The organism is Nocardioides jiangxiensis, from assembly GCF_030580915.1.
In the GTDB taxonomy this organism is placed as follows: domain Bacteria; phylum Actinomycetota; class Actinomycetes; order Propionibacteriales; family Nocardioidaceae; genus Nocardioides; species Nocardioides jiangxiensis.
This window is the reverse complement of record NZ_JAUQTA010000001.1, coordinates 1895304-1914539: the sequence shown is the minus strand read 5'-3', so window position 1 is coordinate 1914539 and position 19236 is coordinate 1895304. Positions and strand designations below refer to the sequence as shown.

Annotated in this window: 20 protein-coding genes; 2 read left to right on the top strand and 18 right to left on the bottom strand. The window is 72.0% G+C overall.

The features are described 5' to 3' along the window. Positions 1-5: 5 nt before the first annotated feature. The 3 genes from panD to Q5722_RS09265 are packed head-to-tail and all read right to left on the bottom strand — an operon-like array spanning position 6 to position 2235. Positions 6-425 carry an aspartate 1-decarboxylase gene (panD, locus tag Q5722_RS09275; protein ID WP_305027928.1) on the bottom strand — a complete coding sequence of 140 codons (420 nt, stop codon included), beginning with the start codon at positions 423-425 and terminating at the stop codon, positions 6-8. Beyond that, a complete protein-coding gene (gene panC, locus Q5722_RS09270; RefSeq protein ID WP_305027927.1) occupies positions 425-1345 on the bottom strand; it encodes a pantoate--beta-alanine ligase in 921 nt (306 codons plus the stop codon). The genes panD and panC overlap by 1 nt, the downstream gene beginning before the upstream one ends. Then, positions 1342-2235, bottom strand: a complete 894-nt coding sequence (locus tag Q5722_RS09265) for a Rossmann-like and DUF2520 domain-containing protein (protein ID WP_305027926.1) — start codon at positions 2233-2235, stop codon at positions 1342-1344. Before Q5722_RS09265 ends, panC begins: the two co-directional genes overlap by 4 nt. Before the next feature lie 175 nt (positions 2236-2410). Between Q5722_RS09265 and ispD the strand changes: the two genes are divergently transcribed. Beyond that, positions 2411-3118 (top strand): 2-C-methyl-D-erythritol 4-phosphate cytidylyltransferase, encoded by a 708-nt coding sequence (ispD, locus tag Q5722_RS09260; protein WP_305027925.1) that lies wholly within the window; start codon positions 2411-2413, stop codon positions 3116-3118. Positions 3119-3121: 3 nt separating this feature from the next. Here the strand turns inward: ispD and Q5722_RS09255 are convergent, their stop codons facing one another. The 12 genes from Q5722_RS09255 to dacB form a co-directional block, all read right to left on the bottom strand. Then, entirely contained in the window at positions 3122-4117 is a 996-nt protein-coding gene (locus Q5722_RS09255) for an acyltransferase family protein (protein WP_305027924.1), read from the bottom strand. A gap of 67 nt (positions 4118-4184) precedes the next feature. Beyond that, positions 4185-4772: a hypothetical protein gene (locus tag Q5722_RS09250; RefSeq protein WP_305027923.1), complete on the bottom strand. Its 588-nt coding sequence runs from the start codon at positions 4770-4772 to the stop codon at positions 4185-4187. Between the two features lie 3 nt (positions 4773-4775). Then, positions 4776-5276: a DUF3180 domain-containing protein gene (locus Q5722_RS09245; RefSeq protein ID WP_305027922.1), complete on the bottom strand. Its 501-nt coding sequence runs from the start codon at positions 5274-5276 to the stop codon at positions 4776-4778. Then, entirely contained in the window at positions 5273-5842 is a 570-nt protein-coding gene (gene folK / locus Q5722_RS09240) for a 2-amino-4-hydroxy-6-hydroxymethyldihydropteridine diphosphokinase (protein WP_305027921.1), read from the bottom strand. The genes Q5722_RS09245 and folK overlap by 4 nt, the downstream gene beginning before the upstream one ends. Further along, positions 5839-6210 carry a dihydroneopterin aldolase gene (gene folB / locus Q5722_RS09235; RefSeq protein WP_305027920.1) on the bottom strand — a complete coding sequence of 124 codons (372 nt, stop codon included), beginning with the start codon at positions 6208-6210 and terminating at the stop codon, positions 5839-5841. The genes folK and folB overlap by 4 nt, the downstream gene beginning before the upstream one ends. Then, positions 6203-7000, bottom strand: coding sequence for a dihydropteroate synthase (gene folP / locus Q5722_RS09230; protein WP_305028355.1), 798 nt, complete (start codon positions 6998-7000; stop codon positions 6203-6205). Before folP ends, folB begins: the two co-directional genes overlap by 8 nt. A gap of 68 nt (positions 7001-7068) precedes the next feature. Further along, positions 7069-7686 carry a GTP cyclohydrolase I FolE gene (gene folE, locus Q5722_RS09225; RefSeq protein WP_305027919.1) on the bottom strand — a complete coding sequence of 206 codons (618 nt, stop codon included), beginning with the start codon at positions 7684-7686 and terminating at the stop codon, positions 7069-7071. Then, positions 7683-9677, bottom strand: coding sequence for an ATP-dependent zinc metalloprotease FtsH (ftsH, locus tag Q5722_RS09220; protein ID WP_305027918.1), 1995 nt, complete (start codon positions 9675-9677; stop codon positions 7683-7685). The genes folE and ftsH overlap by 4 nt, the downstream gene beginning before the upstream one ends. A gap of 155 nt (positions 9678-9832) precedes the next feature. Further along, positions 9833-10384: a hypoxanthine phosphoribosyltransferase gene (hpt, locus tag Q5722_RS09215; RefSeq protein ID WP_305027917.1), complete on the bottom strand. Its 552-nt coding sequence runs from the start codon at positions 10382-10384 to the stop codon at positions 9833-9835. Positions 10385-10501: 117 nt separating this feature from the next. Then, complete coding sequence (gene tilS, locus Q5722_RS09210) at positions 10502-11506, bottom strand: tRNA lysidine(34) synthetase TilS (protein WP_305027916.1); 1005 nt, start codon at positions 11504-11506, stop codon at positions 10502-10504. Continuing rightward, positions 11506-12564, bottom strand: coding sequence for a zinc-dependent metalloprotease (locus Q5722_RS09205; RefSeq protein ID WP_305027915.1), 1059 nt, complete (start codon positions 12562-12564; stop codon positions 11506-11508). The genes tilS and Q5722_RS09205 overlap by 1 nt, the downstream gene beginning before the upstream one ends. 45 nt (positions 12565-12609) lie before the next feature. Further along, positions 12610-14061: a D-alanyl-D-alanine carboxypeptidase/D-alanyl-D-alanine endopeptidase gene (gene dacB, locus Q5722_RS09200; RefSeq protein WP_305027914.1), complete on the bottom strand. Its 1452-nt coding sequence runs from the start codon at positions 14059-14061 to the stop codon at positions 12610-12612. Between the two features lie 140 nt (positions 14062-14201). Between dacB and Q5722_RS09195 the strand changes: the two genes are divergently transcribed. Continuing rightward, a complete protein-coding gene (locus Q5722_RS09195) occupies positions 14202-14702 on the top strand; it encodes an inorganic diphosphatase (RefSeq protein WP_305028354.1) in 501 nt (166 codons plus the stop codon). A gap of 66 nt (positions 14703-14768) precedes the next feature. On the opposite strand, the gene Q5722_RS09190 is transcribed toward Q5722_RS09195, so the two are convergent. From Q5722_RS09190 to Q5722_RS09180, 3 genes are all read right to left on the bottom strand, one after another. Next, positions 14769-15425 carry an SDR family NAD(P)-dependent oxidoreductase gene (locus Q5722_RS09190; protein WP_305027913.1) on the bottom strand — a complete coding sequence of 219 codons (657 nt, stop codon included), beginning with the start codon at positions 15423-15425 and terminating at the stop codon, positions 14769-14771. Positions 15426-15445: 20 nt separating this feature from the next. Then, positions 15446-17416 carry an acyl-CoA dehydrogenase family protein gene (locus Q5722_RS09185; RefSeq protein WP_305027912.1) on the bottom strand — a complete coding sequence of 657 codons (1971 nt, stop codon included), beginning with the start codon at positions 17414-17416 and terminating at the stop codon, positions 15446-15448. A gap of 69 nt (positions 17417-17485) precedes the next feature. Next, positions 17486-18793: a C40 family peptidase gene (locus tag Q5722_RS09180; protein WP_305027911.1), complete on the bottom strand. Its 1308-nt coding sequence runs from the start codon at positions 18791-18793 to the stop codon at positions 17486-17488. Between the last annotated feature and the right edge of the window lie 443 nt (positions 18794-19236).

Sequence of the window (19236 nt, the reverse complement as noted above, 5' to 3'; positions counted from 1 at the left end):
GCAGGTTAGCGGCCGGCGGTGATGTCGCCGCGCACGAGCCCGGAGCCCGCCAGCGCCTCCGCCGGGTCGAAGCCCGTCGCCATGATCTTGTTGTCGGCGTCGACGAAGACGACGTGCGGCTTGTAGGCCTTCGCCTCCTCCGTCGTCATCTGGCCGTAGCCGATCAGGATGACCGTGTCACCCGGGTGCACCAGGCGGGCCGCGGCGCCGTTGATGCCGATGACACCCGAGCCGCGCTCACCCGCGATCGTGTAGGTCTCCAGGCGCGCGCCGTTGGTGACGTCGACGATGTGCACCAGCTCACCGGCGAGCAGGTCGGCGGCGTCGAGCAGGTCCTCGTCGACCGTCACGGAGCCCACGTAGTGCAGGTCCGCCTGCGTCACGGTGGCGCGGTGGATCTTGGACTTCATCATGGTGCGGAACATCAGAATTCTCCCTGGTTGGTGGAGTCCCCGCCGACGACGGTCGAGGCTCCGATCTGGATCGGCAGGTTGTCGATGAGCCGGGTCGTGCCGACCCGGGCGGCGACGAGGATGCGGGCCTCGCCCTGGAAGTCATCAGCGAGACGGCCCAGACCGGTGCTCGTGATGACGAGGTAGTCGAGATCCACGCCACTCTCCTTGCCGAGGACCGCCTGTGCGGCGTCGAGCGCCGGCTGGACGCCGTCGACACCCGCGGCGATCGCCGCACGCAGGGCGGCACTGAGGCTGAGCGCGGTGGCCCGCTCCTCCGTCGAGAGGTAGCGGTTGCGGCTGGAGAGGGCCAGGCCGTCGGCGTCGCGACGCGTCTCCGCACCGACCACGTCGACCCCCATGCAGAGGTCCTCGGCCATGCGGCGGATCAGCGCGAGCTGCTGGTAGTCCTTCTGCCCGAAGACGGCGACGTCCGGCTGGACCAGGCCGAAGAGCTTGGCGACGACGGTCAGGACGCCCCGGAAGTGCCCCGGACGGACAGCACCCTCGAGGATGTCCGCCAGCCCCGGAGCGGGGACGACGGTCACGCCGTCGGGCTCGCGGTCGGCCGCCGGGACGCCGTGCGGGTACATCTCCTCGACGCTCGGCGCGAAGACGATGTCGACACCCTCGTCCTCGCACACGACCAGGTCGGCGTCGAGGGTGCGCGGGTAGCGGTCGAGGTCCTCCCCCGACCCGAACTGCATCGGGTTCACGAAGATGCTGACCACGACCGGGCCGTCACCGACGCGCTCGCGTGCGACGCGCATCAGGCTGGCGTGGCCCTCGTGCAGCGCACCCATCGTGGGCACGAAGCCGACCTGCCGGCCACTGCGGCGCGCAGGAGCCAGCAGCGCGGCGAGCTCGGCGCGGGTGGAGGCGAGGGTGGTCATGCGGTGACCCTCGCGGCGTCGAGGAGGACCAGGATCTCGGCGGCGCGGCGGCCTTCGAGGCGACCGTCGGCCAGCGCCCGGCCCACCGTGGCGCGCGCCATCGCGACGTACGACGGGAGGTCCTGCGGTGTGGCCGCGGCGAGCTCGCGCAGGTGGGCGCGGACGGTCTCGACGTCACCGCGCACGATCGGGCCGGTCAGGGCGGCGTCGCCATAGGTCAGCGCGTTGGACAGGGCAGCCTCGAGCAGCGGGCGGAGCGTGTCGGCCGGAGCGACCCCGGAGTCCGCGACGCCGGCTGCGGCGAGCATCTCCATCGCCTGCGAGACCAGGGTGACCAGGTGGTTGGCGCCGTGCGCCAGGGCCGCGTGGTACAGCGAGCGACGCTCCTCCGGCACCCACATGGCGCGTCCGCCGAGGTCCGCGACGAGCTGCTCGACGAGCGCCCGCTCGGGCTCCGCTGCGGTCACGCCGAAGACACACCCGTCGAGGCGCGGGAGGTCCACGTCGGTGCCGGTGAACGTGAGCGCGGGGTGCAGCGCCACCGGACGGGCGCCGACGGCGACCGCGGGCGCCAGCACCGCCAGGCCGTGGCGACCCGAGGTGTGCACCACGTGCTGGCCGGCGTGGATCGCGCCCGCGTCGGCGAGCGTCGTCACGACGTTACCGAGCATGTCGTCGGGCACCGTGAGGAGCAGGACGTCGCAGGCACGCGCGACCGCGGTCGGCTTGGCCACCCGGACGCCCGGGAGCATCGTCTCGATGCGGGTGCGGGAGGCGGCCGACTCACCTGCGGCGGCCACGATCTCGTGGCCGGCGGCGCGCAGGGCGGTCGCCAGGACGGTGCCGACGCGACCAGCGCCGATCACACCGATCCGGAGTGGTGCGGTCATGTGTCTTCAAGCCTTTCGTTCCAGTCCCTCCGACCACTCCCCTCACGGGGAGCCGGTGTGGGTACCGGACGTGTGCTGTGAGAACTGCTTGCACGACAACGGTACGCCGCCCGCGCGACGCGTGGAACGGCCACGGAGGTGGGGTGGGTCACTCACGTGCGGCAGACTGCGGCCCATGGAGAGTGCCCGTCGCAGCGTCGCCGTCCTGCTCGCGGGGGGCATCGGGGCACGCGCCGGGCTCGGGATGCCCAAGCAGTTCGCCGAGCTGCGCGGCCGCACGATCCTCGGGCACGCGCTGGCCGCGCTCCACGACCACCCCGGCGTCGAGGGTGTCCTCGTCGTCATGGCCCCCGGGTACGTCGATGCCGCCCGGGTCGTCACCGCCGGCCACCCCCGCGTGCTCGACGTGATCGAGGGCGGCGCGGAGCGGAGCGACTCGACGGTCGCCGCCCTACGGTGGCTGGCCGACCACGCGCTGGCCGGTGCCGACCTGCTCGTGCACGACGCCGCGCGGCCACTGGTCAGCGCTCGCATCATCAGCGACTGCCTCGCGGCGCTCGCAACCCATCAGGCGGTCGGAGTCGCCGTCCGCTCCAGCGACACGATCCTCCGCGCCGACGCGACCGGCCGCGTGGTCGACGTTCCTCCGCGAGGGGAGCTGTGGCGGGCACAGACCCCGCAGGGGTTCCGCGCCGGCGTCCTGCAGCGGGCCTACGACGTCGCCCTCGCCGACCCGGCGTTCGTCGCCACTGACGACTGCTCGGTGGTGCTGCGCTACCTGCCCGACGTGCCCGTGCAGGTCGTCGAGGGCGAGGACCGGAACATGAAGGTCACCGGCCCGGACGACCTGGCCATCGCGGAGCGGCTCCTCGGCCTCGGCTGAGCCTCACAGCAGGAAGCGGCGCCAGCTGCTCGCCCGGGCGGCGAGGCCGACCGCCACCGCGACGGCGACGGCGAACGGGGCCATCCAGATCCGGTCGACATCGCGGACCTCGAGTGCCAGCACGTCGGCCACGGCGAGGTGCAGGAGGAAGACAGGCACCGCGATCTCCGCGAAGGTCGTGACGACCGGAGCGACGCCGCCGGGGAGCCGGTGTGCTGCCCCCTCGCAGACGAGCACCAGGCCGGCACAGATCGCCACCGCGACCACCAGCGACAGCACGGGCGTGCCGAGGTCGAGCGCGCGCAGGTCCAGGGGCGCGCTCACCCCGGAGCCAGCCAGGAGCAGGCCGGAGAGGACCAGCGCGACGCCGACCCGCACCGGGCGCGAGACGCGCGGCGCGATGCTGCGCAGCCCGCGCCCCGCCACGACGAGGAGGACCCCGACGAGGGCGGGCGCCACCGCCAGCGGCCAGGTGGACCACCCGGGGTGCAGCGCCACCGCCGCGGTGCCGCCGAGCCCCACGAGCACGGAGACGGCCGGCGACATCCGCCAGGTGAGGGCGACCACCCCGACCGCGACCGCGAAGGCGGTCAGGAACCAGAACGGCGCGGCCGGTCCGACGAGCGACAGGCCACCCCACAGCGACCGCTCGACCACGTCGGTGAGCGGCAACGGCCGACCGAGCGCACGCCGCACCCACCACATCGCCGCTCCCCCGACGGGCAGCCACACGAGGTAGGGAACCAGAGCCCGCGCCGACCGGCTGGCGACCTCGACCGGCAGGGCGCGCCGCGAGGGCTTCCACAGGTAGCCGGCGAGCACGAAGAAGAGCGGGACGTGCCAGCTGAACGTCAACGCCCGCACCTCGTCGTACACCGCGAGGTGGCCGACGACGACGGCGGTGAGGCCGAGGGTGCGGGCGAGGTCGACTCCGACCCGACGGCCGGAGGTGTGCGCGACGGATGCAGACTGCTCGTCCCGAGTGAGCAGAGTGGACATGCCCTTCAGGCTAGGCCGCGACCGTCACGGAGCGGTGATCGCCGACGTCGGGCGCCGGCCCGCGGGGTCAGGCGGTGGCGCGCTTGGGAGCCTTGGCTGCGTCCTGCCAGGCGAGGAGCTCCGCCTTGAGGTCGATCAGCTCCTGCTCGAGCTCGGCGACGGTGACGATCGCCTCGGCGGCACGGGTCTCTGCGTCGTCCAGACGACGCGACTCGTCGAGCAGGCGGGCCTCGGCCTGCTCCGCACGACGGGCCTCCTGACCCAGCTTGAGAGTCGTCTCGGCGACCGTGCGCTGGGCGGCGGCGAGGTGCTCCTCGAGCTCCCCGATCAGCTTCTGCCGCTCCTCGATGCGCGTCTCCATGCCGGCGATGAACGCAGCGTTCTCCTTGGCCCGGGCCGCGGCCAGCTCGGAGTACTCACGAGCCTGACGGGCGCGGTCGGCAGCCGCCTCGCGACGCGACTGGGCCAGCTCCGTGGCAGTGATCTTCGTGGCGGCGGCACCCAGGACGAGCGCGGCGACCGCCGCTCCCGCCGTCACGACGAACGAACCCGACGCGACAGCGGCGACCACGACCACGGCGGCGACCACCAGAAGGACGGTGGCGACGGTGAGGCGGGTGCTGCGCTGACGACGGCGTGATGCGGAAGTGGCCATGCTTCAGGCTAGGTCTGCGTCCTCGTCGTCATGGACGCGACACGCGCGCTCGAGCCAGATCGCGGCAGCGACCATCGCCACCCCGGCGAGCGCCGCGCACCCGCACCGCACGAGGTTGCCCGCGGTCGCCTCTCCCGCGACACCTAGCCAGCTCACGAACGAGCCCGCGTAGCCACCCGCGAGGAGCGCCCCGACGAGCACGCACGACTTGGCCCACATCAGCCGGTTGACCGCGCGATGGGCCTCGAGCCACTGGCGGTGGACCTGGAGCTCGCGCCAGGTGATCCACGCCGTGCCCGCGAGGGTCACCGCGACGAACGCGACCACACCGACCTGGAGCCACGTGACACGCGGCACGACGTGGTCGGCGTACAGGGCGAGGGGTCGGACCGACCAGCCGCCGATCAGGCCGACACAGGCCGCCATCAGCGGCGCGGCGGGGGTGGTGGGGCGGATCGACCCCCGGCCCGGCCGGGTGGGCCGGCCCGGGGGCCGGTCGCTCACTCGATCTCGAGCTGGAGGTCGTCGCGGCGGACGATTCCGGTGCGGTCGACGCTCTCCAGCAGCTCCTTGATGGGACCCGCGCCCGGGATGACACCGTCGGCCTCGAGGTCGAACCACGGCTGGAGGACGAACGCGCGCTCTGCGGCACGGGGGTGCGGCAGGCGCAGCTCGTCGGTCTCCGACCGACGGTCGCCCAGGACGACCAGGTCGACGTCGAGGGTGCGCGGCGCGTTGCGTAGGACGTCGCGGTCGCGGTCGTAGGCGTCCTCGATCGCCAGGGCGCGGTCGAGCAGCGTGCGGGCCGGCAGGGTCGTGTCGGCCAGGACGATCGCGTTGAGGAACTTCTCCGAGCCCTCGGGGGCGTCGACCGGCTCGGTCTCGTAGACCGGCGACACCGCCGTCACCCAGACGTCCGGGGTGTCGGCGAGCGTGGCGACCGCACCCTGGAGAGCAGCGAGCCGCTCACCCAGGTTGGAACCGAGGCTGATCACCGCGCGGCGGATCGGGTGCATCTCTCCCGTCAGCGTGTCCGCGTCGATGATGTTCGGGTTGGGCGTCTCCGTCACGAGCTCTGGCTCCTCTGTCGTGTGATGGTCAGCGCGACGTCCGAGTACGTCGCGTCGATCGGCGCATGAGGCTTGTGCACTGTCACTGTGGCCCATTCAACCCGGCGCGCCAAGAGGCACACATCGGCGATTCGCTGGGCGAGCGTCTCGATCAGGTCGACGGGGTCGCTCTCCACCGCGGCCTTCACCGCCAGGGTCAGCGTGCCGTAGTCCACCGTCTCCTCCAGGTCGTCCGACAGCGCAGCCGGGCGCGTGTCGACGCCGAGCTCGAGGTCGATGACGAAGACCTGGCCCTCGCGCCGCTCGAACTCGAAGACACCGTGGTGCCCGAAGCACTCGATGCCCCTGATCTGGAGGGTGTCAGTCATGCAGGCCTCCTGCGATGCGTGCGACGACGCGGACCGCGTCCGCGCTGGAACGGACGTCGTGGACCCGGACGCACCAGGCGCCCGCAGCCGCGGCGAGGGTCGTGGTGGCCGTCGTGGCGGCATCGCGCTCGAGCGGCGCCCGGTCGCCGGCCTGGTCGGCGAGCAGCTCGCCGAGGAACCGCTTGCGGCTCGTCGCCACCAGGAGCGGGTGCCCCAGGTCGTGGAACCGCTCGACGTGGCGCAGCAGCTCCCAGTTCTGGCCGGTGGTCTTGCTGAAGCCGATGCCCGGGTCGATCGCGATGCTGTGCGTGATGCCGGCGTGCGCAGCGGCCCGCAGGCGCTCGGCCAGCTCGGCGAGGACGTCCTCGACCACGTCGCCGTACGCCGTGTGCCGCTGCATCTCCTCGGAGTGCGCGCGCCAGTGCATGAGCACGTAGGGCACGTCGAGGCGCGCGACGGTCGCGAACATCGCCTCGTCGGCCAGGCCGCCCGAGACGTCGTTGACGAGGACTGCCCCGGCCGCGACCGCGGCCTCCGCGACCTGCGCGCGCATCGTGTCGACGCTGACGGCCACGCCGTCCGCGGCCAGGGCCTCGATCACGGGCACCACCCGGGACAGCTCCTCGTCGACACCGGGCCGGCGTGCGCCGGGACGGGTGGACTCACCACCCACGTCGACCAGGTCCGCGCCGTGCGTCACCAGCAGCCGGGCGTGGGCGACGGCGCGCTCGGTGTCGGCGTACCGGCCCCCGTCGGAGAAGGAGTCGGGGGTGACGTTGAGGACGCCCATGACGAGGGTCCGCCGCGGCTGCGGGAGCCCCTCCACGAAGCGCAGCGGTGCGGCGTGCACGCGCGGCCTCAGCGGGTGCCGTGCATGATCAGCGACATCGCCTCGCTGCGGGTCGCGGCGTCGTGCATCTGGCCGCGGATCGCCGAGGTGATGGTGCGCGCGCCGGCCTTCTTCACACCGCGCATCGTCATGCACAGGTGCTCGGCCTCGATCACCACGATGACGCCGCGGGCCTCGAGGATCTCCATGAGCGCGTCGGCGACCTGCGTCGTCAGCCGCTCCTGCACCTGCGGGCGCCGGGAGTACAGGTCGACGAGCCGGGCGAGCTTGGACAGGCCGGTGATCTTGCCGGACTCGCTCGGGATGTAACCCACGTGAGCCACGCCCGTGAACGGCACGAGGTGGTGCTCGCACATCGACCACAGCTCGATGTCGCGGACCAGCACCAGCTCGTCGTGACCGAGGTCGAACGTCGTGGTGAGGACGTCCTCGGGACGCTGGCGCAGGCCGGAGGTCACCTCCGCGAAGGCGCGGGCCACGCGGGCCGGGGTCTCCTTGAGGCCCTCCCGGTCGGGGTCCTCACCGATCGCGGCGAGCAGCTCACGGACGGCCGCCTCGGCGCGGACCTGGTCGAACGGCGGAATGTCCTCGGGGTCCCGCACCTCGTGCGAGATGGGGTCCGTCATCGGTCGGTCTCCGGGAGACCGTTCTGCAGCTCGTCGCCCGTGACGGCGTCCTGGGTGCCGGCGTCGACGCCGCCGGCCTCGGCTGCCTTCCACTCGATCGGCGGGATGGAGGAGGGACGACGCGTGTCGGAGCCGGTCCACGCGGGGCGGCGCTCGCGGCGGCGCAGGGCGGTGAAGATCTCGGCGACCTCCTCCTTGTCCAGCGTCTCCTTCTCCATGAGGGCGACCACGAGCGCATCGAGGACGTCGCGGTTCTCCTCGAGGATGTCGAACGCCTCCTGGTGGGCGGTCGCGAGCAGCTTCTTGACCTCGTCGTCGACGATCGCGGCGACGTCCTCGGAGTAGTTGCGCGTGTGGCCGAGGTCGCGGCCGAGGAACGGCTCGCCGTTGCTCTCGCCCAGCTTGATCGCACCGAGGCGCTCGGTCATGCCGTACTGGGTGACCATCGCGCGGGCCAGGTTGGTGGCCTTCTCGATGTCGTTGCCGGCGCCGGTGGTGGGGTCGTGGAAGACCATCTCCTCCGCGGCGCGACCGCCCAGCATGTACGCGAGCTTGTCGAGCATCTCGCTGCGGGTCTGGGAGTACTTGTCCTGGTCCGGCAGCACCATCGTGTAGCCGAGGGCGCGTCCGCGCGGCAGGATCGTGATCTTGTGGACCGGGTCGCTGCCGGGGAGGGCTGCGGCGACGAGTGCGTGGCCGCCCTCGTGGTACGCCGTGATCAGCTTCTCCTTCTCGTTCATCAGGCGCGTACGACGCTGCGGGCCGGCGATGACGCGGTCGATCGCCTCGTCGAGGGCCTCGTCGGTGATCAGCTTGGCGTTGTTGCGCGCGGTGAGGAGGGCAGCCTCGTTGAGGACGTTGGAGAGGTCCGCGCCGGTGAAGCCGGGCGTGCGCTTGGCGACGCTGGCCAGGTCGACCTCTGCCGCCATGGGCTTGCCGCGGGCGTGGACCTTGAGGATCTGCAGGCGGCCGTTGAGGTCGGGGGCGTCGACCTGGATCTGGCGGTCGAAGCGGCCCGGGCGCAGCAGTGCCGGGTCGAGCACGTCGGGGCGGTTGGTCGCCGCGATCAGGATGACGCCGCCCCGGACGTCGAAGCCGTCCATCTCGACGAGGAGCTGGTTGAGGGTCTGCTCGCGCTCGTCGTGACCGCCGCCCATGCCGGCTCCGCGGTGGCGGCCGACGGCGTCGATCTCGTCGATGAAGACGATCGCCGGAGCGTTCTCCTTGGCCTGCTCGAAGAGGTCGCGGACACGCGAGGCGCCGACGCCCACGAACATCTCGACGAAGTCCGAGCCGGAGATGGAGTAGAAGGGCACGCCCGCCTCACCGGCGACGGCGCGAGCGAGCAGCGTCTTGCCGGTGCCCGGGGGGCCGTACAGCAGGACGCCCTTGGGGATCTTCGCGCCGACGGCCTGGAACTTCGCGGGCTCCTGGAGAAACTCCTTGATCTCGCCGAGCTCCTCGATGGCCTCCTCGCAGCCGGCGACGTCCTGGAACGTCGTCTTCGGCATGTCCTTGGAGATCAGCTTGGCGCGGGACTTGGCGAACTGCATGACCCGGCCACCACCGCCCTGCATGTTGTTCATGAGGAACAGGAAGATCAGCACGATGATCGCGAACGGCACCAGCGACAGCAGCAGGTTGCCGAGCACGGACGGCTGCGGGTTCTCCGAGTTGACCTTCTCGATCTTCTTCTCGTCGAACTGCTTCTGCGCCTCGTCGATCAGGCCGATCTGCTGGCCGTCGACCCAGTGGGCGATGACGTGCTTGCCGCCGTCACGCTTGACGTCGTCGTTGAGCGTCGCCCGGATCTCCTGGTCGTGGTCGACGAAGGTGATCTCCTTGACGTCGCCGGACACGACGTACTCGTGCATCTGCGACGTGGGGATCTCGTCGTAGCCGCCGTTGGGCGTGAGGAACTGGAGGGCGAGCACGACGCCCACCACAGCGATGAAGATCCAGAGCCACGGGCCCCTGACAATGCGCTTCACAGGCTTCTTTCGACGACGGCTGCCCGGTCCCTCACCGGGAAGTCATGAGTGAGGTCCGACGGTACACGTCAGCCGCAACGAGCGTGAGGGGCCGTGGGTTCCCGCGGAACGATCGAGCCGTTCGGAGGAGCCCGGCTGGGCGACCGGTGGCTCCGTCAGGAGTACACGTGCGGAGCGAGCGTGCCGATCTCGCGGAGGTTGCGGTACTTCTCGTCGTAGTCGAGGCCGTAGCCGACGACGAACTCGTTGGCGATGTCCCAGCCCACGTACTTCACCTCGACCGGCATCGAGAGCGCGTCCGGCTTGCGGAGCAGGGTGGCGATCTCCACCGACTTCGGACCGCGGCTCGCGAGGTTGGTCACCAGCCAGCTCAGCGTGAGGCCGGTGTCGATGATCTCGTCGACGATCAGCACGTGCTTGCCGGCGATGTCGGTGTCGAGGTCCTTGAGGATCCGCACGACGCCGGAGGACTTGGTGCCGGAGCCGTAGGAGCTGACCGCCATCCAGTCCATCTCGACGTGGCGGTTGAGTGCACGGGCCATGTCGGCCATCACCATGACCGCGCCCTTGAGGACACCGACGACGAGCAGGTCCTCACCGTCGTAGTCGGCCTCGATCTTCCGGGCCATCTCGGCGAGCTTCGCCTGGATCTGCTCCTCGGTGAAGAGGATGTTGACCAGGTCGCCTTCGACGTGCGCGGATTCCATGGCAGAAGGGTACGGCGTGGGCGAGGCCGTGCGCACAGCCGGTGCGGCGACGGACCGTCGGGCCGCCCCCGACCCTGTGTGACTGGCGGTCACTCATGGCCCTCAGGTCAGGCAGGCTCAGGACCGGGTACGCCGGAAGGCGAGGTCACTGCCGTCGCGATAGGCCGTCACGTGCCCCGGCAGCTGGATCTCGCGACCACGACCGCCCTCGGTCAGCAGGCTCACGACTGCGTCCACGTGCACGGAGAAGAGCTCCGACGAGGGCGCACCCGCCTCCAGCGCCGCGAGCCGGGCCACCCGGCTCACCAGGGCGCGGTGCTGCCCGGCCACGCGCCCGGCGTCGACCCTCACCGCAGTGCCCCGGGTCGCCACGTCGTCGCGGGCACGCGCGACCTCGAAGAGGTCGTCAGCCAGGGCGTCGAGCGCCTCGACGTCGTCGCGGACCTGGTCAGCGGTGCGGGCGAGGGTCGCCGCGACGCCGGGACCCAGCTCGTCCTCGAGAAGTGGCAGCACCAGCCGGCGTACGCGCACCCGGGTGAAGCCCAGGTCCTCGTTGTGGGGGTCCTCCCACACCTCCAGGCCCTCCACCTGGCACGCGGTGACGGTGTCGTCGCGGGAGACGTCGAGGAGAGGTCGCACGTAGTGGTCGAACGCCCGGCGCATGCCGGCGAGGCTGCGCCCCCCACTCCCCCGCGTCAGCCCGAGGAGGACGGTCTCGGCCTGGTCGTCGCGGGTGTGGCCGAGCAGGACCACCGCGGCACCGAAGTGCTCGCGCATCTGCTCGAGGACGTCGTAGCGCGCGCGGCGGGCGGCCGCCTCGATGCCCTCGCCGGCGTTCTCGACGTGGACCCGGGCCGAGGCGGTCTCGTCCGCGCCCATCGCGGCCATCTGCTCCACCACGCGTGACGCATGCGCATCCGACCCGTCCTGCAGGCCGTGGTCGACGGTCGCCCCGATGACGCGCAGCCCCAGCTTGTGCCCCTCGAAGAGCGTCGCGGCCAGGAGAGCGAGCGAGTCGGCTCCGCCCGAGCAGGCCACGAGCACGGCGTCGCCCGGCACCCGGCGCTGCAGCTCCCGGCGTACGCCGAGGCGCACCGCCGCGACCGCCGGGTGCAGGGCCATCAGCCGTGGACGCGCTTCACCCAGGCGGCGGGATCGTGGATCTCGGCCCTGGATGGCAGGGTCTCGGGCGAGGTCCAGACGGCGTTGAAGCCCTCCATGCCGACGGTGTCGACCGCGTGGCGCACGAAGACGGCTCCGTCGCGGTACTGGGCCATCTTGGCGTCGAGGCCGAGCAGGCGCCGCAGCACCTTGTCGAGGACGCCGACGCCGCCACGGCGCTCGGTGAACTTGCGCCGGATGTCGGCGACCGACGGGATCACCTCCGGACCGACGCCGTCCATGACGACGTCGGCGTGCCCCTCGAGGAGCGACATGACACCGGTGACGCGGTCGATGATCTCGCGCTGCGCGGGCGAGCTCATCAGCTCGGCCAGGCTGCCGCCCTCGCCCTTCACCATGCGCGCGATGCCTGCGGTGACGTCCTGCCACATGCGTGACGGGTCGACGGTGTCCGAGAGCGCCTGCACCTGGGAGCGGATGTGCTCGCGCATCCACGGAACCGCCGTGAACTGCACGCGGTGGGTCTCCTCGTGCAGACAGACCCAGAGCCGGAAGTCGGCCGGGTCTGCCTCGAGCTCGCGCTCGATGTGCACCACGTTGGGGGCGACCAGCAGCAGCCGGCCGGCCGGCGGCGAGAACGGGTCGAACTGGCCGAGGACCTTCGAGCCCATGAAGCCGAGCAGGAGGCCGAGCTCCGCGCCCGCGATCCGGCCACCCACCGCCCTCGTCATCGGGCCGGGCTCCTTGCCGCGGGAGACCTTGGTCATGAGCGGGTCGAGCAGCACGGCGAAGCTGTCGGCGTTGGCCTGGACCCAGCCACCGCGGTCGACGACGAGGACCGGAGCGGTGTCCTCGGGCGCCACCAGGCCGGTGAACTCGGCCACGAGCGACGTCGACCGGTCGGCGCCCGCCCGCAGCTCAGCGACGGCGGCGTCCGCCTCGGCCCGCGACACGACGGGCCCCTCGCCGGCGAACTTCGTGCCGAGCCTGACGGCGTACTCCCAGTCGACGACCTGCGGCTGCCCCTCGCCCGCGGCCTCCGCCGCTGCCTCACTCATGCCCGGAAGCGTACGCGGCACGGGCGCAGGCACCGCCGCCCGCGGTCAGCTGCAGATGCAGGACGCGAGCGTGGAGACGATGACGTCGAGCGCCTGTCGCGCATCGAGCGCCTTCTCCGGCTTCACCTGGTCCGCCATGACCGCGAACAGCAGCGTCTCCCCGTCCGGAGTGACCGCGACGCCGGCGAGGGCGTGCACACCCGTGAGCGTGCCGGTCTTGGCGGCAGCGCGCCCGCGGCCGGCCACCGGACCATGGGAGAAGCGGTCGGCCAGCGAGCCGGTGAAGCCGGCCACCGGCAGGGCGGTGTCGACGGTGCGCAGCTCGGGGTGGGCCGGGTCGACGGCCAGGGCGAGCACGTGGATGAGCGTGTCGGGAGTCAGCCGTGTGGCAGGCGAGAGGCCGGAGCCGTCGAAGACGCGGTCCGCCGCCTCGAGGTGGACCCCGAGCCCGGCCAGCACCTTCGTGACGCCCTCCAGACCGCCCTCGAACGTGCCGCCGAACCCTTCCTTCACGCCGACCTGGTGGGCCAGCAGCTCGGCACCCTCGTTGTCGCTGGTCGCCAGCACCTCGTCGACGATGTCGTCCAGACGGGCACTGTCCATGCCGGCGAGCTCGGTGGCACCGGCCGCGGCCGTCGTACGACGCGGCGCGCCGGCCACCTTGATGCCGGCCGCCTTGAGCGAGCGGGCGAACCGCTGTGCCGCGTCGAACGACGGGTCAGGCACGGTCACCGGCCCGCCCTCGGGGTGGCCCTGGTCGGACCACAGGGCCGTGATCGGGGCGGCGTAGCCGGCGCCGACGTCGGTCGGGTCCCAGTGCGGGTTGACGCCGGGGCCGGAGAAGAGCGAGTCGTCGTAGCCCAGGCGGACACGCGTGGTGCCCTGCTTCTTCAGCGCGGAAGCGGTCTGCCGGGCCAGGGTCTGCAGGTCGGCAGGTGCCGGCGTGCTGTCGTCGTCGTCCTCAGGGGTCGCCCTCAGGTAGGGGTCTCCACCACCGACCAGGACGACCTGCCCGGCTGCCGGGCCCGCCACGACCTTCGTGCGGAAGCGGGTCGCCGGCCCGAGGGCGGAGAGGGCCGCGGTGGTGGTGAGCAGCTTGGTCGTCGACGCCGGCACGGCTGCGGCCGTCAGCGGCGAGGTGCCCCCGCGGAAGAGGACGTGGCCGCGGGCGTCGGCCACGGCCATCACCACGTGCCGGCCGAGGTCCTTGTTGCGGAGCGCAGGGGCGAGCACCGCCTTGATGCTGGCCGGGTCCGTCGTGGTCGCCACGAGCGGGTCGGCGACCGGTGACGGCGCTGCCGGGTCGGGCAGCGTGACACCGCTCGGCGGTGCGACGAGCGCCGGCGCGCCCGCACGGTCGCCCCAGCCGAGGCGGCGCGGGACGTCGTACTGGAAGGAGGCGAAGGCCCCCGCGACCACCGCGAGCACGAGGACCACCGGGCCCCAGACGCCCCACCGCGAGGGTCGGGAGCGGGCGCTGGAGGCGTCTCGTGCCACGGATCATGTCCTTTCGAATGCGCAAAAGCGCGGATTCTGCGTCAAGATGAGGCGCGGCCCCGCGGGGCCGACCCCCTAGTCTGCCCGGTCGCCGCACCCGGCCCGGGCACCCGATGACGCAACACGCTGGAGGAACAGTGCTGGAGTTCGAGGTCCTCGTCGAGATCCCCAAGGGCTCGCGTAACAAGTACGAGGTCGACCACGAGACCGGGAAGATCTACCTCGACCGGATGCTCTTCACGTCCACCGCGTACCCGGAGGACTACGGCTACGTCATCGACACGCTCGCCGACGACGGCGACCCGCTGGACGCGCTGGTCATCCTCGACCAGCCGACGTTCCCCGGCTGCCACATCCCGTGCCGCGCCATCGGCATGTTCCGCATGACCGACGAGGCCGGCGGCGACGACAAGCTCCTCTGCGTGCCCGCGCACGACCCGCGCATGGCGCACCTGCAGGACATCGGCGACGTCTCCGAGTTCGACCTGCTCGAGATCAAGCACTTCTTCGAGGTCTACAAGGACCTCGAGCCCGGCAAGTCCGTCGAGGGCGCTGACTGGGTGGGCCGCGAGGAGGCCGAGAAGGAGATCGCCAAGTCGGTCGAGCGCTTCAAGGCCGCGCAGGCCAACGGCGGCCACTGATCCGCAGCTGACACGAAGGCCCGGTCCCCACAGCGGGGGCCGGGCCTTCGTCGTACGCCGGATGGCTCAGCCGTCGTAGGAGACGTGCGGGGTCCACCCCTCGGCGGGACGGGTGGCTGCCGCGAAGAGCGCTGCGGAGACGGCGTCCGGGCCGAAGGGGCCCTCCTTGGCGAGCATGCCGTTGACCTGCATCGCGACGGCGCGCACCCCGCGCTCCTTCATCGTCGCGTCGATGCTGGTCACGAGGTTGCGGACAGCGGCCTTCTGGACACCGAGCGTGGGCGCGCCGGACCACGGGGTGTCGGCGGCCTGCGAACCGGTGACGAGCACACGGCCACCGTCGGGCATCGCGGGCGCCGCAGCCTGGAGCGCGGGCAGCAGCGCGCCGGCACCGAAGGCGACGTCATCGAGCAGCTCGGCCACCGTCAGCTCCAGGACGGTGCGCTCGCGCCACGCGCTGGGGTTGAAGTGCAGGACGTCGACCCGGCCGTGGCGCTCGACCACACCGGCCACGGCGCGGCGTACGTCGGCCTCGTCGAGGAGGTCGACAGCGTCGACCTCCGCCTCGAACCCCTCCGCGACGAGCTGGTCGGCGAGCGGCTGGGCCCGCTCGACGGACTGGCCGAGCAGCACGGCGCGGTGGCCCGCCTCGGCGAAACGGCGGGCGGTGGACAGGCCGAGGCCCGGGCCTGCGCCCAGGACGACGTACACGGGTGCGGTCATGCCCCGAGCCTAGGGCGCGGTCACTGCCAGGTCAGCAGCTCTTCGGCCCGCAGCAGCTCCTCCGGTACGCCGAAGGCGTCGACCAGGTCGACGGCGAGCGGCCGGAGCTTGCGACACAGGTCGTTGATCTCGCGGCTGATCGCCTTCGACCGGTTGGTCGTGAGCCGGTTGTGCTCCATGAACCAGCCGCGGTCGGCCTCGATCGTGGTGAGCGCGAACAGGTCGCAGAGCAGCCCGAGCGCCACCCGGTTGGGACCGTGCGGCATCGTGGCGAAGACCGCGATGAACGACTCGAGCACGAGCCGCTCGACGTGGGCGTTCGCGGTCGCGATCACGTGGTCCTGCACGCGCGAGAAGACCTCGCCCGCCGGCATGCCGCTGTCGATGCCGCGCTTGAGGCGCTTGGCGGCGCCCGCGAGCATGTGCTCCTCGCGGAAGCGCAGCATGTCGAGGTGGTACGCCGGGTCCAGCAGCCCGGAGTCCTGGTTCCACTTGTCGTCGCCGGGCAGCACGTCGCGCAGGCGCTCGATCAGCCGGTGCGCCATCGTGCGCTCGACGACCTGGTCCACCGCCATGCCGGCCACGAACTTGACCAGGTCGAGCTGGCTCATGTCGCCGAACTCGCTGGAGTAGTCGGTGAGCAGGCCCTTGGCCACCAGCTGCAGCAGGACGTGGTTGTCGCCCTCGAACGTCGTGAAGACGTCGGTGTCCGCCTTCAGCGCCGCGAACCGGTTGGCCGAGAGGTAGCCCGCACCGCCGCACGCCTCGCGGCACTCCTGGATCGTCCGGGTGGCGTGCCAGGTGCCGAGGGCCTTGATGCCGGCGGCCTTGGACTCGAGGTCACGGCGGACCTGCTCGGACGTGGCCCGCCCCGAGAAGACGTCGTCGAAGTGGCGGCGCAGCCCGTCCTGCGCGAAGTGGAGCGCGTAGGTGCGGGCCAGCAGCGGGAACAGTCGCCGCTGGTGCAGGCCGTAGTCGAGCAGGAGCTGCTCGGGCTGGTCGTCGTCGGCGGTGAACTGACGACGACGGTCGGCGTAGCGCGTCGCGATCGCGAGAGCCACCTTGCTCGCGGAGATGCCCGCACCGGCCACGCTGACCCGGCCCATGACGAGCGTGCCGAGCATGGTGAAGAAGCGACGGTTCGGGCTCTCGATGTCACTGGAGTAGACGCCGTCCTCGGAGACGTCGGCGAAGCGGTTGAGCAGCGCCTCGCGCGGCACCCGGACGTCGTCGAACCAGAGCCGGCCGTTGTCGACACCGTTGAGGCCCATCTTGTGGCCGCAGTCGCCGATGCGGACCCCGGGCATCGGCTGCCCCGCCTCGTCGCGGATCGGGACCAGGAGGCAGTGGACGCCCTTCTCGTCGCCGTCGACGACCAGCTGGGCGAAGACGGCGGCCATCCGGCCGTGTCGGGCCGCGTTGCCGATGTAGTCCTTGCGGCTCGCGTCGTCAGGGGTGCGGATCACGAACTCGCGCGTCGACGCGTCGTACGTCGCCGTGGTGCCGATCGCCTGCACGTTGGAGCCGTGGCCGGACTCGGTCATCGCGAAGCAGCCGAGGAGGCGGCCCGCCGCGATGTCGGCGAGACAGGCGTCGTGGTGCGGCTTCGTGCCGAGGTTGAGCACCGCGCCTCCGAAGAGGCCGAACTGCACGCCGACCTTGACCAGGACGCTCAGGTCGCCGAAGGCGGTCGTCTCGAACGCCGCGACGGTCGCACCGAAGTCACCACCGCCGCCGTACTCCTTCGGGAAGTGGTACGCCGTCTGGCCGGTGCCGGCCATCGCCACCACGGTCTCGAGGACCCGGTCGCGGAACTCCTCGCGCGGCAGCTCCTCGGCCTCCTCCAGGAGGTGGGCGTGCTCGACGAGGGCCACCCGGACCTTGTCGCGCACTGCGGCGTGCTCGCCGTCGAGGAGGCGGGTCAGGGCGGGGACGTCGACGGCCGGCTGGACGTAGCCGTTCTCTGAGACCTTGCTCGTTGGGGTGGCCATGCAAAGCACCCTAACGAGCGACGGCCCGGGGCGAGGTGCCCCGGGCCGTCGTCGTGCGCGTGCTGGCGGTCAGAGCCGGACCGCGAGGTCCGGGTACCAGTACTCGAGCGAGCGGATGCGGACCTGCGCGCCGGAGTGCGGCGCCTCGATGACCTGGTCGTTGCCGAGGTAGATCGCGACGTGGTGGATGCCGGACGGGCGGCCGTTGCTGGTCCAGAAGAGGAGGTCACCGCGGCGCGCGGAGCCCACCGGGATCGGCGTCCCTGCGTCGTACTGGGCGCCGGAGAAGTGCGGCAGGTAGATGCCCGCCTGACGGAAGGCCATCATCGTGAGGCCGGAGCAGTCCCAGCGGTCCGGGCCCGCGGCGCCCCACTGGTACCACTCACCGAGCTGGGCCTGCGCGAAGGCGATGGCCGACTCGAGGCCACCGGAGGAGACCGGCGGCGGCGTGGGGGTCGACGGAGCCGGGGGCGGCGTGGTCGAGCCGCCGCCACCGTTGCTGGCAGCCTCCTGGGCCGCCTTGTCAGCGGCAGCCTTGTCGGCAGCGGCCTTCGCGGCAGCAGCCTCGGCGGCGGCCTTCGCCTCCGCCTCGGCCTTCGCCTTCGCTGCGGCGGCTGCCGCGGCACGGCGCTGCTCCTCGAGCGCAGCCTGGCGCTGCGAGGCCAGCTGGACCGAGATGTGCTGGAGGGTGGCGAGCTCGCCGATGAGCTTCTTCTTCTCCTGCGCGACGCTGGTCGCCTCGGCGGCAGCGTGCGCGGCGGTCGCCTCGGCCTGGTCACGGGCAGCCGTCGCCTGGCTGGCCAGGGACGCGGCCTCGGCGCGCGCCTTGTCGGCCTTGTCGGCGGCGGCACCGGCCGCAGCGGCGGCCTCCTTGTAGCCGCGCTCGATGTCGTCCATCGCGCGGGTGACCTGGTAGGTCGTGCTGGCGGAGGAGAGCAGGGCGCGCGGGCGCTCCTGGGTGGTCATCGCGTTGATCGCCTGGAGCTGCGGCTGCTGCTCGTACGTGCGGGCGATCAGGTCCGTGTACGCCGCCTTGTGGCCCTTGAGGGTCCGCTCCGCCTTCGCCTCGGCGGCATCGGCCTTCGCCGCAGCGGCCTGCGCGAGCGAGAGGTGGTAGATCGCGCCGTTGGCGGCCTCACCCGCCTGCTCGGCGGCCATCTGCGCGGACTCGAGACGGGCGTTCGCCGCGTCGAGCTGCGCCTGCACGCCCTGGACGGTGTGCGCCTTGGCGTCGGCGGCGGCACGAGCGGCGTCCACCTGCTCCTGCGAGGGGGCGTTGGACGGGTCAGCCGCCATGGCCGGGAGAGCGAGTCCGCCGATGGCCACTGCCGCGACCGCGGCCATGGCCAGCGGGCGGCCTGTGATCTTCCTGCGCATGTGGTTTCCCCTCATCGACCCCACCCCTGGTGGGGAGCTGGGCCCCGGCGGCTTCCCCACCGCCGGGGCCGGCCCGGGCGGCTTCCCCACCACACCGGGCACGCGGAGCACGCTAGTGAACTCGAGTCACAAAAGAAACAGTTCTTTCCAATTTTCTCGGATTCGTCGGCGTGTCGCCTTGACTCTTACATCGATGTAATTCTCGAACTACACGCATGTCATTCAGACATCCCGCCCCCGTTCCACGCTCAGATCCGCCGAGACGGGGCTCGTGCCGCGGCGAGACGGGGCTCGTGCAACACGACGGGAGCCGACGAAAAAAGTTCGCCGGCGGGTCCGGCACGCGCCCCGTCTCGGCGCGGCACAGGGCCCGTCTCGGCGCGGCACGGGGCCCGTCTCGGCGCGGCACAGGGCCCGTCTCGGCGCCAGTGGGGAAATGCAGC

What these genes read in the sequence shown, in the direction of transcription:
- panD (WP_305027928.1), bottom strand. Translation starts at nt 425, where the DNA reads ATGTTCCGCACCATGATGAAGTCCAAGATCCACCGCGCCACCGTGACG.
- panC (WP_305027927.1), bottom strand. Translation starts at nt 1,345, where the DNA reads ATGACCACCCTCGCCTCCACCCGCGCCGAGCTCGCCGCGCTGCTGGCT.
- Q5722_RS09265 (WP_305027926.1), bottom strand. Translation starts at nt 2,235, where the DNA reads ATGACCGCACCACTCCGGATCGGTGTGATCGGCGCTGGTCGCGTCGGC.
- ispD (WP_305027925.1), top strand. Translation starts at nt 2,411, where the DNA reads ATGGAGAGTGCCCGTCGCAGCGTCGCCGTCCTGCTCGCGGGGGGCATC.
- Q5722_RS09255 (WP_305027924.1), bottom strand. Translation starts at nt 4,117, where the DNA reads ATGTCCACTCTGCTCACTCGGGACGAGCAGTCTGCATCCGTCGCGCAC.
- Q5722_RS09250 (WP_305027923.1), bottom strand. Translation starts at nt 4,772, where the DNA reads ATGGCCACTTCCGCATCACGCCGTCGTCAGCGCAGCACCCGCCTCACC.
- folB (WP_305027920.1), bottom strand. Translation starts at nt 6,210, where the DNA reads ATGACTGACACCCTCCAGATCAGGGGCATCGAGTGCTTCGGGCACCAC.
- folP (WP_305028355.1), bottom strand. Translation starts at nt 7,000, where the DNA reads ATGGGCGTCCTCAACGTCACCCCCGACTCCTTCTCCGACGGGGGCCGG.
- folE (WP_305027919.1), bottom strand. Translation starts at nt 7,686, where the DNA reads ATGACGGACCCCATCTCGCACGAGGTGCGGGACCCCGAGGACATTCCG.
- hpt (WP_305027917.1), bottom strand. Translation starts at nt 10,384, where the DNA reads ATGGAATCCGCGCACGTCGAAGGCGACCTGGTCAACATCCTCTTCACC.
- tilS (WP_305027916.1), bottom strand. Translation starts at nt 11,506, where the DNA reads ATGGCCCTGCACCCGGCGGTCGCGGCGGTGCGCCTCGGCGTACGCCGG.
- Q5722_RS09205 (WP_305027915.1), bottom strand. Translation starts at nt 12,564, where the DNA reads ATGAGTGAGGCAGCGGCGGAGGCCGCGGGCGAGGGGCAGCCGCAGGTC.
- Q5722_RS09190 (WP_305027913.1), bottom strand. Translation starts at nt 15,425, where the DNA reads ATGACCGCACCCGTGTACGTCGTCCTGGGCGCAGGCCCGGGCCTCGGC.
- Q5722_RS09185 (WP_305027912.1), bottom strand. Translation starts at nt 17,416, where the DNA reads ATGGCCACCCCAACGAGCAAGGTCTCAGAGAACGGCTACGTCCAGCCG.
- Q5722_RS09180 (WP_305027911.1), bottom strand. Translation starts at nt 18,793, where the DNA reads ATGCGCAGGAAGATCACAGGCCGCCCGCTGGCCATGGCCGCGGTCGCG.